The sequence below is a fragment of the Pontiella sulfatireligans genome (genome assembly GCF_900890705.1).
Taxonomy (GTDB): Bacteria; Verrucomicrobiota; Kiritimatiellia; order Kiritimatiellales; family Pontiellaceae; genus Pontiella; species Pontiella sulfatireligans.
Genome location: NZ_CAAHFH010000001.1, coordinates 2766479 through 2781294, shown reverse-complemented (window position 1 = coordinate 2781294; position 14816 = coordinate 2766479). Strand labels below are relative to the sequence as shown.

At 57.8% G+C, this 14816-nt stretch carries 10 protein-coding genes and 2 pseudogenes; 8 read left to right on the top strand and 4 right to left on the bottom strand.

The window, feature by feature from the left end; genetic code table 11:
• Positions 1 to 69 precede the first annotated feature (69 nt).
• From SCARR_RS09370 to SCARR_RS09335, 8 genes and pseudogenes are all read left to right on the top strand, one after another.
• Positions 70 to 5592, top strand: a complete 5523-nt coding sequence (locus SCARR_RS09370) for an autotransporter domain-containing protein (RefSeq protein WP_136061327.1) — start codon at positions 70 to 72, stop codon at positions 5590 to 5592.
• A gap of 78 nt (positions 5593 to 5670) precedes the next feature.
• The gene (locus SCARR_RS09365) at positions 5671 to 7017 is read left to right on the top strand and encodes a sodium/glutamate symporter (RefSeq protein WP_136061326.1); all 1347 of its coding nucleotides are present in this window, start codon (positions 5671 to 5673) and stop codon (positions 7015 to 7017) included.
• A 143-nt stretch (positions 7018 to 7160) separates the two neighbouring features.
• Positions 7161 to 7355: pseudogene (locus tag SCARR_RS09360) on the top strand (dihydropyrimidine dehydrogenase); the annotation flags it as partial.
• Between the two features lie 33 nt (positions 7356 to 7388).
• Positions 7389 to 8348: an exostosin family protein gene (locus tag SCARR_RS09355; RefSeq protein ID WP_136061324.1), complete on the top strand. Its 960-nt coding sequence runs from the start codon at positions 7389 to 7391 to the stop codon at positions 8346 to 8348.
• Between the two features lie 490 nt (positions 8349 to 8838).
• Positions 8839 to 9015, top strand: a pseudogene (locus SCARR_RS09350) (dihydropyrimidine dehydrogenase); the annotation flags it as partial.
• Positions 9016 to 9127: 112 nt separating this feature from the next.
• Positions 9128 to 10270, top strand: a complete 1143-nt coding sequence (locus SCARR_RS09345; RefSeq protein ID WP_136061323.1) for a Re/Si-specific NAD(P)(+) transhydrogenase subunit alpha — start codon at positions 9128 to 9130, stop codon at positions 10268 to 10270.
• A 2-nt stretch (positions 10271 to 10272) separates the two neighbouring features.
• Positions 10273 to 10560 carry an NAD(P) transhydrogenase subunit alpha gene (locus SCARR_RS09340; RefSeq protein WP_136061322.1) on the top strand — a complete coding sequence of 96 codons (288 nt, stop codon included), beginning with the start codon at positions 10273 to 10275 and terminating at the stop codon, positions 10558 to 10560.
• 4 nt (positions 10561 to 10564) lie between these two features.
• Complete coding sequence (locus SCARR_RS09335) at positions 10565 to 11977, top strand: NAD(P)(+) transhydrogenase (Re/Si-specific) subunit beta (RefSeq protein ID WP_136061321.1); 1413 nt, start codon at positions 10565 to 10567, stop codon at positions 11975 to 11977.
• On the opposite strand, the gene SCARR_RS09330 is transcribed toward SCARR_RS09335, so the two are convergent.
• The 4 genes from SCARR_RS09330 to SCARR_RS09315 all read right to left on the bottom strand — a co-directional run bounded on the left by SCARR_RS09330 (position 11952) and on the right by SCARR_RS09315 (position 14771).
• Positions 11952 to 12377 carry a hypothetical protein gene (locus SCARR_RS09330; protein WP_136061320.1) on the bottom strand — a complete coding sequence of 142 codons (426 nt, stop codon included), beginning with the start codon at positions 12375 to 12377 and terminating at the stop codon, positions 11952 to 11954. The genes SCARR_RS09335 and SCARR_RS09330 overlap by 26 nt on opposite strands.
• Positions 12374 to 13099 (bottom strand): 3-keto-disaccharide hydrolase, encoded by a 726-nt coding sequence (locus SCARR_RS09325; protein ID WP_136061319.1) that lies wholly within the window; start codon positions 13097 to 13099, stop codon positions 12374 to 12376. Before SCARR_RS09325 ends, SCARR_RS09330 begins: the two co-directional genes overlap by 4 nt.
• A gap of 44 nt (positions 13100 to 13143) precedes the next feature.
• On the bottom strand, positions 13144 to 14034 hold the full coding sequence (locus SCARR_RS09320) for a DMT family transporter (RefSeq protein WP_168433169.1): 891 nt from the start codon (positions 14032 to 14034) through the stop codon (positions 13144 to 13146).
• A 191-nt stretch (positions 14035 to 14225) separates the two neighbouring features.
• Positions 14226 to 14771, bottom strand: a complete 546-nt coding sequence (locus SCARR_RS09315) for a rubrerythrin family protein (protein WP_136061317.1) — start codon at positions 14769 to 14771, stop codon at positions 14226 to 14228.
• Positions 14772 to 14816: the final 45 nt, after the last annotated feature.

Here is a 14816-nt window from a genome sequence, read left to right as displayed (position 1 = left end):
CGGACGGCCCTTCGTTTCGGTATGTTCATCGACTTAATTTTCCAATGATTGGAAACGGGAGTGGATGGAATGAAACGCTTTTTTTCTGTGCTGGCGGCTACGCTGGTTTTCGGGGCAGTCGCCTTTGGCCAATATACAAACGTGCTCGAGAACGGTACGAACCAGGTGGTTGATTCGGCGTGGGACGCGTCCGGCTCTAATATTTGGGTCGGCGACACGACGTCCGACAATACAATGGGGGTCTTCCCCGTGGGCAGCGTCACCAACAGCAATACGTATATTGGCAACGGACCTGATGCCGAGAACAACCTGCTGCGGGTGGAAGGATATGACGCAGAATGGCTCAGCACCGGCGATCTTTATGTGGGCAATGCCGGCCTCTCAAACCTTTTTAGAGTGTATTCCGGTGCCGTGGCCTCCAACGTCAACGGCTACGTCGGCGCGCTGGCCGGCGCTTCAAGCAACAACGTTGCCGTGGCCGGCGACGACGCACTGTGGGTGAATACGGGCACGTTGCAGATCGGAGCGGCGGGCAACGTCAGCAACAGCGTTGATGTCTATTCCGGTGGCACCGTCTCGGCCGGCGAGCTCGTCATTCATGAGGGCAACGATTTCAACCTGGGCAACAGCGGCGCGCTGGAAATCACCGGCGACTTCGATGTGGCGTCGCAATCCAATCTGAACTGGAACAGCGGCGGCCGGTTGGCGATCACCGGCGGCGAACTGACGGGGATTACCGCAGTGGACGGAGCCAATCGCCTGCTTGCGATAAACGGCGGCCAATGGGCGCCGGGCGCGAATCTCGCCGTTGGTGATTCCGGTGCTGACAACGTTCTAAGCGTGGTGAACGGCGGCTCCGTTGCTGCAACGGATGCTGTGATCGGCGCGGGCGCCAATGCATCGAACAACACCGTACTGGTCTCGGGCATGGATTCAGAGCTGACCGTTTCAACATTGACGGTTGGCGGCCTAGGCGACGGCAATGCATTCTACGTCGGCTACGGTGCCGAAGTTACGGCGGACAGTGTGGTGGTGGGCAGCGCTTTAGGTGCGGACGGAAATACGCTTGCGGCGTACGGAAGCAATGCGACGCTGACGGCGACCTCGCTGGACCTTGGAGCAATCGGCTCCGGCAACTCGATGGAAATCACCGATGGGGCGCAGGTTTACAGCCCATCTGCAATGGTGGGGCAGGGCTCGTCGGCCAATAGCAATAGCGTTGCGGTTTCCGGCGTCGATGCGAATTGGATCACGGATTCGCTGGCCATTGGAGCCGCTGTGGGCACCAACTCCGGCAACAGCGTCAGCGTCTCGGACGGCGGCCGAATCGAGGCCAATACGTTGGCCATTTATGGCGACGAAAATGAATTCAACTTAAACGACGGCGGAACCTTGGCTATGAGCGGCGCGTTCGACGCCTCGACGAACGGCTTCAACTGGAACTCGGGCAGCACGTTGTCCGTGGGTGGTGCTTTGACGGGCCTGGCCACCAATAGCGCTGGCGCATTCCTGGATGGTTCAAAGGCGCTGGTTTTGGATGGAGGATCGCACACGATCGCCACCAACCTGATCGTCGGCTATGGCGACTCGAACAACTCGTTGGCGATTACCAACGGCGGCAGCGCATCGAATGCCGATGCCTACATTGGCTTGGGCGCAACGGCCGCCAACAACTCGGTGCTCGTATCTGGTGGTTCGGCCTGGACCAATGACAATGTCTACGTGGGCGTGAATACTGGAGGCGGCAACTCGCTGACGGTTTCAAACAATGCCTGGGTATTTGTTGGGGCTGGCGCTACCAACCTGGTGGGTGTGCACAGCGGCGGCGTGGCCGTGGCCGACGGCTCCGAAATGGTGGTGGGTGAAACCGCCAGCGTTGTGGCCGACGGCGTTTACGTCGATCCGGCCGGAACGCTCGAACTCGACGGCTCGCTAACCGTCAACGGCGCATTCGATGCCGGACAGGCTGGCTTCAATTGGAATGATGGCGCTGATGTGGCCGTGAAGGGCGAATTGACGCTCAATGCCGCTTTGGACGGAGCGGACAAAACGCTTTCGCTCGACGGCGCTGCGAGTTCTTGGAACCGCGGCGACGATATTCTGGTGGATGGCAGCAACACCACCTTCAAGCTGCTCGACGGCGCAACGGCCAGCAGCGTCAATGGCGTTGTCGGATCGGCTTCGAACGATTGGAGCAACGCGGTGTTGGTTGATGGCGATGGCTCGCAGTGGAGCAACAGCGGCAACCTGACCATAGGTTTGCAGGGTTCGGAAAACAGCCTGTCGATCGTCAACAGCGGCAAGGTTGAGAGCATGGACGGCATCATCGGTGATGAAGCCTCCGCCACGAAGAACTCGGTGCTGGTGAGCGGCGCCAACTCCCTTTGGAAAAACAACGGCAACCTTTATGTCGGCAACCGCGGCGCAGGGAACAGCCTTGAAATCAAGGATGCCGGTACGGTGGAAAGCGTCAATGGCGTGGTGGGTGCAAATGCGAGCTCGTCAAACAACACCGTGCTTGTTAAGGGTGGCACTTGGGCCAATTCCGGCGACTTGATCGTGGGTGATGCCGGGGCGGGCAACACGCTGACGGTGGAGAGCGGCGGGGCGGTATCAAGCACAACCGGATACGTTGGCCGCGCATCGAACGGCAACAGCGTTTCGCTGACGGGCAGCGGCTCGTCTTGGAGCAACAGCGCATTGCTTTATGTCGGTTCCGCCAGTGGATCAAACAACAGTGTTTCAGTAGGTAGCGGCGGTATGGTGTATGCGGAAGACCTGGTGGTTGAAGCGGGCAGCAAATTTAACATCAACAACAGCGGTACGTTGGCTTTGGCCAGCGGGTTCGACCGCAAGCTCCAGAGCAATGTGGTTTGGAACAGCACGTCCCATCTTTTGATTGGCGGCTTGCTGGAAAACATGGCCGTGGTCACCAACCTGCCGGTGGGCGATTCAACCTATTTGGGCGGACAGCGCGATCTGACGCTGAACGGCGGCCAGTGGCTCAACGGCGGCACGAATTTAATTGTCGGCTACAACAACACCGACGACAGCGACTTGGCCATCATTGCGGGCGCGTTGGTTGAAAGCGCCGACGGCTATATCGGTTGGGGCTCTGGCTCCGGCAACAACTCCGTACTCGTGGACGACGGCTCCACTTGGCGCAACAACGGCGGCGGACTGTATGTCGGCCAGTGGATGAACTCCAGCTCCAACCTTGTTAACGCCGGAAGCGGCAACCGCCTCACGGTGCAGACCAACGGCTGGGTATACGTCGGCGAAGTCGATGCTGGCGATCTGGCGGGAGCGACCGGCGGCTTGGCGGTGGGTTCGACCAACGGCGCGGAGCTGGTGGTGGGCGCCAACGCAAAAGTGACGGTGGAACAAACCATGTATGTTGGAGCGGACAGCGGACTCACTGGGCGCGTGGCGGTGGCCAGCGGCGGAACGGTTTCCGCCGAGGAGCTGATCATTGCCGACACCGGCGAGTTTGCACTGAGCGGCACGTTGGATATCGGCTCAGGTTTTGATGCCGGCCAAGTCGGATTTATTTGGAACAACGGCGGGGCGTTGGCGGTGGACGGCGCGCTGACCGGAATCGATACGTTCGGCGGCACCAACCGTTCGCTGACGATCGGCGGCTCGGGAAGCTGGGACACCACTTCGACCAACCTCTTTTCCATTACAGGAATCGGCAACTCCGTGTCCGTTGTCGATGGCGGCGGCGTACAGAGCGAGTCGGCCGTTATCGGCCAGTCGTCCGGCGACCTCAACAACTCATTTTCAGTAGGCGGCACGGGATCGGTTTGGTCCGTGGCCGGCGATTTAGAGATTGGCGAGGCGGGCTCCGTCAGCAACGTTGTATCCGTCAGCGATCAAGGCCGGGTGGACGTGGCGCAAGACCTGATCCTGAATGCCGACAACACACTGACGCTGGCCTCGAGCGGCACCGTTTCCGTGGCCGGCAACATGGAGGTGCATAGCGCCTCCGTTGCCGGAGCCGGAACCATTGAGTTTAACGACTCGGATAACCGACTGGCGTTTTATGGCACCGGCAATGAACTTTCCTCCGACGTTTTGTTCGATGGAGCCGGCGGACTGGGCGACGTGGTCGAGGTCAACGGCGCCGAGCTGTTGGTTTCGGGCAGCCTGTCAAACCGGTTTGCCGGTTTTGAAACGCTCGACCTGATCGGCAGCGTCCTGGGCGGCTCCGGCACCTTGGATGTATTCCAGGACGTCAACATGTCCGGCGGTCGGATCGAGCCGACGGGCACGCTTAAGGTTCAAGGCGACTTTGCCGCCGACGGTGCCGTGCTTGCCGTGCAGGCCGGCGAGGACCTCCTCTATGTGGGCAACAGTTTGGACGTCTCCTCCATGGGGGCGGAGGTCGCTGTCGCCGACGGGCTGAATCCGTCCACGCTCAATGCGCCGATCCTGATTGCCGAGGGCGGCGTGCAGAACGAAATTGCCGCCGACAACGTGGCCGTCGATGAACACTATCTGCTTTACGATTTCTCTTTCGACTATTCGGCTGGCACAAACATTTCCGTAGTTGCGTCCAAGGCGGTCAACGGGCAGGTCAGCGTGGCGGCCAACTATGCCGCGCTGCGCGGTGTCCGCGGCGGATTCAGCGGAATCGAGAACGCGGTGTTCTCCCGCTCTCGCCAGCTGCGCCGGAATCTGGTGGCCACCACCCACGCCATCCCGAACGAGGCCTATTTGCTGAGCAACACCAACGCCCCGGCCGGCGCGATGGGCCCTGGAGATAACAACACCATCTTCGGCATGCATTTCTGGGCGGAGATGTTCTCCGGACAGGGCCGCTATGACCGCGACGGGCGGTCCGACAGCTTCGACCTCAACCACAACGGCAACACCTTCGGCCTCGACCGTATCTTTGGTGATGCGCTTGTGGTGGGCGTCAGCTACACCTATGCCCGTTCCGACGGCAAGGCGGACAATGGAGACGATGCCGACTCGGAAACCTATTGGCTGACGGCCTATGCCGAGTGGATCGGTGAGCAGGGGCTCTTCGTGGATGCGCTCGCAAGCATCGGCTGGAGCGACTATGAAACGCGCCGCTACGCCGACAACTATCTCGGGCATGCGAAATACAGCGGCCGCAACTTTGGCGGCCACGTCGATGTGGGGAACTATTTCCAGCACAAAGCCTTTGCGCTGGCGCCGTATGTCGGCCTGCGGTATCTCTACACCAAGGCCGACAGCCACACAGAGCGCGAGCAGTACGGCAACCATCTGGACGTGGGCAGCATCGATATGACCACGCTCGAATCCGCCCTCGGCTTGAAGCTGCGCCACCGCTTCGACACCCGCTACGGCCGCTTCCAAACCGTCGGCTATGCGGAATGGACGCACGACTTCCTCAACGAAGACGTGCATGCCACCCTGTCCGACGGAAACGCACGTTTGCGGACGGCCAGCATCACGCCGGATGAAGACCTGTTCAATACCGGCATCGGACTCGGCTGGATCTGCACCGACTATCTCGAAGTCGGCATCGGCTATGACGGGAGTTTCAGCGACAAGTATACGGAACACATGGGTTCGGCCCGCTTGAACGTGATGTTCTAAAACCAATCGTCCCTCGTGCTCGTCCTCGAAGAAGACGGTCGAGGACGAGGACGAAGAACGAGAACGAGGACGGTGGAGATGCTTTCATTCGGATGCTTGTGCGTTTTGCTGGGGCTGGGCTATTGGGTTCGCCGGAAACTGGTTTTTCTGCAGCGCCTCTACCTCCCCGCCAGTGTGATAGCCGGCCTGCTCGGACTCCTCGTTTTCCAGGTCTTCGCCGGGGCGGGGCATCCGGTTCCGGAGGCGGTTTCCTTCGGTTGGAGCAAGCTGCCCGGCCTGCTGATCAATATTGTTTTTGCCTGCCTGTTTCTCGGCACTGCCCTGCCGACGATTTCCAAGGTGTGGAAAAGCTCCAGCCGACAGCTGGCCTATGGCCAGATCGTCGCATGGGGGCAGTATGCCGTCGGCTGCACGTTTGTTTTGCTGCTGCTCGGCCCCGTCTTTAACCTGCCCGATCTGTTTGCCGGCATCATGCCCGTCGGCTTCGAGGGTGGCCACGGCACCGCCGGCGGGATGGGGCCGGTCTTCGACCAGCTCGGCTATCCGGAAATGAAGGACTTTGCCCTCGCCAGCGCCACTGGCGGCATCATGGGCGCGATCATTGTCGGCATGGCGCTCGTCAACTGGGCTGTCCGCAAGGGCTACGTTGAAAAGAAGACTGCGCCCAGCTTCGATGCCGAAGACCTGACCGGCATTATTCCCGACGGTCACCGCCCGGAGGCGGGAAAGCTTACGGTTTCGAGCGACGTCATCGAATCGCTCACGCTTCATCTCGTCTTTGTCGGTGCGGCCGTGCTGCTCGGCTGGCTGATGAAGCAGGGATTGCTTTTGGCCGCTGATAAACTGCCCGGCTCGGGTGGCGACATCTTCAAAAGCTTTCCGCTGTTTCCGCTCTGCATGCTCGGCGGCGTGGCCGTCCAATGGCTGGCCGACCGCTTCGATCCGCACGAACACATGGATCACGGTCTGATGATGCGCATCCAGAATTGCGCGCTCGACTTCCTCGTTGTCGCCGCCATTGCCACCATCCGGCTCGATGTCGTAGCCAAGGGCTGGATCCCGCTGGTGGTGTTGATCGCCGCCGGCATCGGTTGGAATGTTTTTTGCATCATGGTGCTCGCGCGTCGCGCCTTCAAGGATGCCTGGTTCGAGCGCGGCATTGCCGAGATGGGGCAGTCGATGGGCGTAACGGCCACAGGCCTGCTGCTGCTTCGCGTGGTGGACCCGAACTATGAAACCGAAGCGGCCGAAGCGTTCGCCGCCAAGCAGCTGCTGCACGAGCCGTTCATGGGCGGAGGCCTGTGGACCGGCGCCGCGATTCCATTGCTCGCACTGTGGGGCGGTTGGCCCATTTTGGGGATCGCTCTTGGGATGATGGCCATCTGGGCGGTTTTCCTGCTCGTGCTCAACCGTCCCCGCGCTTGACGCTGAAGAGGTTTCCCGTGCGCATTTTTCTGTTAATCGGGTCGAATAACGTAGTAGCCTACTCAAACGTTTCAACGCGTAGGAGCGGGGGATATGAATAAGATTCTATACAAAGAGCCGTATTTTTGATGCGCCTTGAAGCGCCGCTGATCCGCCAAGTCACACCCGGCCTCGCAACCAACAAGTGGGGCAACATTGTCGTCGATGACTGCGGGAAATCCTCCATCGGAAAAATCTATGCCGGCGGCGATATTGTCCTCGGCGCCACCACCGTCATCCTCGCCATGGGCGAAGGATGCAAAGCCGCGGCGGCGATGAACGAGATGCTGGACGTATAGAATGAGTTGATTGTGTAGTTGGGAGCTTTTCCTGTGAAGATGACATTGCGCGAATTTATTGAAAGCCCAGGTGTGCCAAGTGATGATACTTATACTGGCGGGATTGATGAAGATCTCTTTTTTAACTGTGTTAGGGATGAAACCTATCTGAACCGCAATCTAGAAGCATCTCTCTTCACCAGATTCCGGCGGAAGCTTTATTATGATTATGGCATTGGAACCATACCCCTCGAGCCGGAAACATTTAAGCATCAATTCTTGTTCTGGGGATGCATTGACAGGGATTCTGGGCTTGATAGCCTTCCTGCGCTTTTTGGCCATCTTTCGCGTGTCCCTGAAAGCAACCGGTTCATTGTTATGCTTAATGCTACCGATGATACCTTTACTCAGCTCCATGCGGAAATGATTCCCGATTCAGTAAAAAAAGTTTGTGCTGCGAACTGTGATGTCGACCATCCGAAAGTGCAGTGGTATCCCTTGGGACGGGATGGCAATAATGCGGAATATTTCGATGTGGCGCCACGAAAAGACAAGCAGCAATTAGCCTACTGCAACTTTAGTTTGGGAACGCATCCCTCACGTGCGACCGTTCTGGATTCAGTGAAGAACAAAGAATTTGTTAACGTCGTTGAAATTGATGGGCATGGTTTGCACTCAGGCTATCCTATGAGCAATGAACGATTCATTGACGAACTGAACAATCATAAATTTGCAGTGTGTCCGCGAGGCAGGGGATATGACACGCTTCGAATGTGGGACAGCCTTTATCTTGGCGTTATTCCAATCGTTGTTCGTGAAGCCCAATTCCATGATCACCTAACTTGCCTGCCCATTCTCTTTCTCGACTCCGTTGATGGCTACCGGGAGTTAACACGAGAGTTTTTAGAGAGAAAGCATGCTGAAATGCTGCATGTTGAATATGACTTCAGTATGTTGAGGGAGTCGTATTGGCTTCGGCTTTTTTCGGAGAAGGCTGAAGCCCTCCCGATTTGACGGGAACAAAAACAGAGTTTCGCTCTTTGGGCAGTCAGCATGCGCCAATGATTATTTATCGACGCGGAGCTTTACAGTTTTTCCGAAATCTTGACGCTGTAGCGAAAGGGTCAGAACGCTTTTATCATAGCGAAAGGGTCAGAACGCTTTTATCATCATTACCAATCAGCTCATGCTGGAAAAAGCGTTCTGACCCCCAGCGCACTGACTCCTAGCGCATGGGTGGGTCGGCGGGCGTTGCGTTTTCCTGCTCAAGCATCTTCAGCCTAAAGGCTGGACTACATGCCTTCTCCACCTCTGCGGGTATGTTGTCCACGCTTTAGCGTGTCCAGTCCGGCATGTTCCAGAAAGCGGAGGCGTGCCCTCGCAGGCGACGATGAGCCGAGCGTAGCGTAGGCAGCCAACTTGAAAAGTTGGAGCAACGTTATGGAGCGGCAACCGTTGCGCTCCAAGAACAGCGCCCCTCCAAAATAGTGGAGTGATGCGCGTCGTCGACACCGTCATCGTTGCCATCGGCAACGACTCCAATCCGCTGATCCGCCAAACTACGCCCGGCCTCGCAACCAATAAGCGGGGCAACATTGTTCTCGGCGCCGCCACCGTCATCCTCGCCAAGGGCGAAGGCCGTAAAGCCGCGGCGGCGATGAATGAGATGCTGGCGATGTAGCAAATTGCATTGGAGTGCGGAGCGACGCCGTTCCGCATAACCTTGACGCTGCTTGTTGAATTAGGTATTAGCTGATCAGCTTTCTTACACTAATCCATTGCGAGGTGCGCCGATGCTTGTTGCTGTTCCGAAAGAAATCCTGCCGGGCGAAAACCGGGTGGCCCTGATTCCTGCAACCATACCGGCGCTCACCAAGGCCGGTTTGGAGGTTCTCGTTGAAAGCGGTGCGGGGGCGGGTTGCTTCATCGCCGACGAGGCCTATGTCAAGGCTGGCGCCAAGGTGGCCCCTAATGCCGACGAGCTCTATGCGGCTGCCGACATCATTTTAAAAGTTCGCCCGCCGGAAGCCGATGAAGTCGGCCGGATGAAGGAGGGCGTTGCGCTGGTTTGTTTGATGGATGCCTTTTTCCGGCTCGATCTGATGCAAAAGCTGGCGGATAGAAAAATCAGCGGCTTCGGACTGGAATTTGTGCCGCGCATTACCCGCGCCCAAAGCATGGATGTGCTCAGCTCGATGGCGGCGATTTCCGGCTACCGCGCCGTGATTGAAGCGGCCGATCTGCTCCCTAAATATTTTCCGATGCTGATGACCTCCGCCGGAACTATCACTCCCTCCAAGGTGTTTGTGATTGGTGCGGGCGTTGCCGGCCTGATGGCCATTGCGACGGCCAAGCGGCTGGGTGCGGTGGTGGAGGCCTACGACACCCGCCCGGCGGTGAAGGAGCAGGTGGAGAGCGTCGGCGCCAAGTTTGTGGAGTTTGACCTCGAAACGGCCGACGCCGAGGACAAGGGCGGCTATGCCAAGGCGCAGTCGGACGACTTTTATAAAAAGCAGCAGGAGCAGATGAAGGCCAAGGTGGCGACGGTCGATGTCGTCATCACCACGGCGGCCATTCCCGGCAAGACAGCGCCGGTGCTCATCACCGATGAAATGCTGCAGGCGATGAAGCCCGGCTCCGTAATCATCGATCTTGCAGCCGAGCGGGGCGGGAATACGGAAGGCGCCGTGGCGAATGAAGTCGTCGAAAAGCACGGTGTCAAGGTTGTGGGCTACACCGACTATCCCTCGCGTTCATCGATCCACGCCTCGCAGCTGTTTTCTAAAAACATAAGCACCTTCCTGCTGAACATGGTGAAGGAGGAGCAGTTCGCTATCGACCTCGAAGATGAAATTGTAAAAGGCGCGCTGCTCGTCCATGACGGGCAGGTGGTTCACGATATGATTAAACCGCTGATGGAACAACAAGGAGCATAGCCATGGAAGCATTGATAGGCGCACTAACCATATTTGTTCTCGCGGTCTTTGTGGGCTTTGAGGTGATCACCAAGGTGCCGCCCACGCTGCACACGCCTTTGATGAGCGGCTCGAATGCCATTTCTGGCATTGCCGTAGTGGGGGCCATCCTCTGCGCCGGAGCAGAAGGCACTTCGCTTTTTGCAACAATACTTGGTTTCCTGGCCGTTGTGCTGGCGATGATCAACATTGTCGGCGGGTTCATGGTCACTGATCGCATGCTGCAGATGTTTAAACGGAAAAAGGACTAGGCCCATGATGCTCATCAACCTTGCCTATCTCATTGCTGCGATTCTGTTTATTCTTGGTTTAAAAGGCCTCGGCTCGCCTCGCAGTGCACCGCGCGGTAATATGTTGGGCGCGGTGGGCATGCTCATCGCCATTATTGCGACGCTCATCAATAAAGAGGTTATGAGCTACACGTGGATCATTGCGGGCATCGTGGTGGGCTCCGCTATTGGTGCGATCATGGCAAAGCGCGTACAGATGACGCAGATGCCGGAAATGGTGGCGCTCTTTAACGGCTTTGGCGGAGCGGCATCTTTGCTGGTTGCGCTTTCTGAATATTCCAAGGTGGCGGGGCATTACCACAATGCCTTGGTTGCTGATGCCGGCATGGCCGCTCCGCAGTGGTCGGTGGCGTTGCTGCTGAGCGCCATTATTGGCGCCGTTACGCTCACGGGCAGTATCGTGGCGTGGGCCAAACTGCAAGGGTATGCGGACAAGGCCATGCAGCTGCCAAACCAAAGCCTATTGCGGGCCGGCCTTGGGCTGGTTCTGCTGGTGCTCTGCGCATGGTTTGTGGTCAAGCCCGAAATGGGCATCGTTCTGTATGCCATCGCTTTGGTCGCCTTGTTGCTTGGCATCCTGCTGGTCATCGCTATCGGCGGTGCAGATATGCCCGTGGTAATTGCCTTGCTCAACTCCTACTCCGGCCTTGCGGCGGCGGCAACCGGCTTCGTGCTTAACAACAACGGCCTTATCATCAGCGGATCGCTGGTTGGAGCGTCAGGGATTATTTTATCGAAGATTATGTGCAAGGCCATGAACCGGTCGCTCGGCGCGGTACTTTTTGGCGGCGCGATGGTCAGCGACGAGCAGATGGCGAATATTCCCGGCAAAGAGTTCTACGAGGGCAAGGTCAAAAGCTGCGGCGCGGAAGAGGTGGCGATGCTGCTGGAAAACGCGCAGAAGGTTGTCATTGCTCCCGGCTACGGCTTAGCCGTCGCCCAGGCGCAGCATGTAACCCAAGAGCTCGCCGACTTGCTGGAAAAACGCGGTGTCGAGGTGAAATTTGCCATCCATCCGGTCGCGGGGCGTATGCCCGGCCACATGAACGTGCTGCTCGCCGAGGCCGAAGTGCCCTACGACAAGCTGGTCGAGATGGACAACATTAACCCCGAGTTTTCGCAGACCGACGTCACGATCGTGCTCGGCGCCAACGACGTCACCAACCCGGCGGCGCGCGACGACAAGACCAGTCCGATATACGGCATGCCAATCCTCGAGGTCGATAAGTCCAGGACGGTGATCGTCATCAAGCGCAGCCTCAGCCCCGGCTTTGCCGGCATCCCGAACCAGCTGTTCATCAACGACAATTCGCTGATGCTCTTCGGCGACGCCAAAGCCGTCCTGCAAGACCTCACCCGCGCCGTGATGGAGCTGTAGGCGTGGAAAGCAACAGTCGGCAGCCTTGAATGGCGATGACGGTGCAGACGCCAAGCGCTCCGTAAACCAGATCCATCATGGTTTCGTGGAGCGAGTCCTGCACATGGGTGCCCAAGATTTGGTCGGAGGCGAATTCACCGATGTCCCAAAACAGAGCCACCGCGCAACCGGCACAAAATGCGAACAGCAGATGACCCATCTTTGAGAGATCGCCGAGCCATTTTTTGCTGAGTGCGATGGTGCAGTACATGAACACCGCAATGGCCAGTCCTCCCGAATAGTGCATGAGCCAATCGAGTTGCTCGCGGTATCCGGTGAAGCGAACCACAGCATGCATTATGAGCACGGCAGCGAGCGTCCAGCTGCCGGTTTGAAAAAAGAGCTTAAGGAGCTTTTTCACTCCGGCTTGAGCTCTCGGATTTTAATATCCTTGAAGCGGGCTTTGAGTTCGTTTTTGTTGTGGAGCTGGAGGGCGATGCGGCCTTGCATGCCGACGTTGTGTTTTTGGTGGGCGGCATCGTCGAGCACGCCATGGCCGTCATACTCCGATGCGACCTCGCCGTTGACCACGCATGTGAGTTGCGTGCCTTTGGCGGTGATGACCATTTCGTTCCAGCCTTCGCCGCCGTAGAGCAGCTTGATCTTTGGATTGGCCATGGAGGGAAGGATGTTGTGGTCGCCGTGTTCGAGCGAGGGATGGATCCAGCGTTTGGTGTCGCGGGTTTCGTCGTAGATCAGTCCGGCACGGAGCGGGTTGGGCGGATGGATGTCGAACTGCGGCCCGTCGAGCCATTCCGCTTCATCGTCGTAGCGGCTGCGGATTTGGATGCCGCTGTTGCCGAGGCTGTCTTTATAGATTTTAAATTTTAGACGCAGCTCAAAGTCGGTGAATTCGCCGCCGTGCTGCAGCCAGACATAGTTGTGGTCTTTGTCTCCCATGGAGTTCACGACGATCTCGCCGTCCGCGACGCTCCAATACGCTTTGCTCCGATCCGCCGTTTTGCATTTGACCGTCCAGCCCGAAAGATCCTGTCCGTTGAAGAGCGGCGTCCATTCCTGAGCGACCGCCTGCGAAGCAATCGCGCTGATTGCACATCCCAGAAATATTGCTTTTCCAATCATGGGAATAGCATGGCCATAATTTCCAATGATTGGAAGCCGCGACTTTATTTTGATTCGCGCTGGCCGATGACGATGCCGGCGACGATGAGGGCCATGCCGGCGAGGCTGGGCAGGGTGGGGGATTCGTCGGGGAGCAGCAACCAGCTGAGTGTGGCGCCGCTGAGCGGGATCAGGAACTTCCAGAGGTTGAGTTTGGAAACCTTGATCTTGCTGAGCAGGTGGAACCAAATCGCAAAGGCCGTGGCGGAAATGACGGCGAGCCACATGAGCTGGCCGTAGAAGGCCGGCGGCAGCGCGAAGTTGGCTGCGCCTTCGAACGGAAAGGCGATGAGCAGTAGCACCACGCCGCCGAGCAGCATTTGTGCGCTGTTGAGCGCGATCGGATGCAGCCCGCCTTTTCGTTTGGCTACGACCACGTTCCCGAGAGCTGAAACCACGGCGCCGCTAAGCAGCAGCATGAGTCCGAAAAATTCTTTCAGCCCGACGGGGCTCCACGGTTTGGAAGCCAAGCTGATGAGCACAACGCCGGCCATGCCGAAGCCGATGCTGACGAGGGTGCGTCGCTGCATTTTGTCGTCGTGCATGAACAGGTGGGCCATGAGCGCGGAGGAGAGCGGGCCGACGCCGATCATAATGGCGCCTTCGGCGCCGCCCACCCAGGTCATGCCGATGAAGAAGGTGCCGTAGAGAAAGATGGTGTGGAAAATACTGACGAGCAACACGGTGAAGAATTCCTTGCGGAGCATGCGCAGGGGGGCGAGCAGGTGGCCGCACAGCGGAATTTGAATGAGTCCAGCCAGAACAAAGCGCAAGCCCGCGAGCGTGAGCGGCGTTTGGTAGTCGAGCGCATGTTTGGTGGTTACGAACGACGACGACCAAAGCAGGCAGGCCAAGATGGCGAGCAGGTTGTATCGGATGGTTTTGGTGAGAAACATGAAGCGCGGGTTATACGCCAAATTGCAGGTCAATCAAACCTTGCGCTTCAAAAAGGGCTCAGCACTCGATCAGCAAATTTAACAGAAGGTCGCGAAGAACACCCTCCATCTAAACTTTGCGCCCTTTGCTAAATTGGGCGCTATTCGTTCCCAATCATCTGTTGGACCCCTTCAAGTTAGGACGTTTAGTACTAGGCGTCGGCCGGCAGGGAGGCGAGATGTTCCTTGATCCGTCGCTCGTGGCCCTTGTCGCTGCGGTTAAGCTGCTGGAAAACGCTTTCCAAAGCGCTCTCGGCGTCCTTTTCCATAAACTTCATGAAATGGCTTTCGCCGGCTTGCTGTTCAAGTTCAATGGCCGCCTTGCACGCTTCGCGTCGCCCTGGCCGCGCCCCGTCGAACTGGCCAAGCATTGCTGCGGCGTTTTCGTTCGCTTCTTTCAGATCGCGAATGGAGTCGGCGACGATGTCGCGCGGAAACCTGCCGCGCTTGATGAAGGATTCCTTTCCACTGCGCAATAACGTGGCATGGCTTTTTTCTTCGAGATGAAGCTGCCACCAAAAATCGCTGTCGTGCGTGATGCTTTCGGAAAAGAATTTGTAGATCGACGCCACGTTGAGCTCGAGGGCGATGCTTTCGTCGATCAATTCTATTAGGAGTTCGTTGTTCATCGTTGAGGCCACAAGTTTGCAAAGGCCGACCGCCTTGTCGAGCAGTCTTAAAAGCTTTCTATACCCCATAAACCCTCGGTGTTTTGTATGGGGTTTGTGGTGCTTGCACTTTTC

Excerpts from the sequence above, each read along its gene's own strand:
- SCARR_RS09370 (WP_136061327.1), top strand. The coding sequence starts at position 70 with ATGAAACGCTTTTTTTCTGTGCTGGCGGCTACGCTGGTTTTCGGGGCA.
- SCARR_RS09365 (WP_136061326.1), top strand. The coding sequence starts at position 5,671 with ATGCTTTCATTCGGATGCTTGTGCGTTTTGCTGGGGCTGGGCTATTGG.
- SCARR_RS09345 (WP_136061323.1), top strand. The coding sequence starts at position 9,128 with ATGCTTGTTGCTGTTCCGAAAGAAATCCTGCCGGGCGAAAACCGGGTG.
- SCARR_RS09340 (WP_136061322.1), top strand. The coding sequence starts at position 10,273 with ATGGAAGCATTGATAGGCGCACTAACCATATTTGTTCTCGCGGTCTTT.
- SCARR_RS09335 (WP_136061321.1), top strand. The coding sequence starts at position 10,565 with ATGATGCTCATCAACCTTGCCTATCTCATTGCTGCGATTCTGTTTATT.
- SCARR_RS09325 (WP_136061319.1), bottom strand. The coding sequence starts at position 13,099 with ATGATTGGAAAAGCAATATTTCTGGGATGTGCAATCAGCGCGATTGCT.
- SCARR_RS09320 (WP_168433169.1), bottom strand. The coding sequence starts at position 14,034 with ATGTTTCTCACCAAAACCATCCGATACAACCTGCTCGCCATCTTGGCC.
- SCARR_RS09315 (WP_136061317.1), bottom strand. The coding sequence starts at position 14,771 with ATGGGGTATAGAAAGCTTTTAAGACTGCTCGACAAGGCGGTCGGCCTT.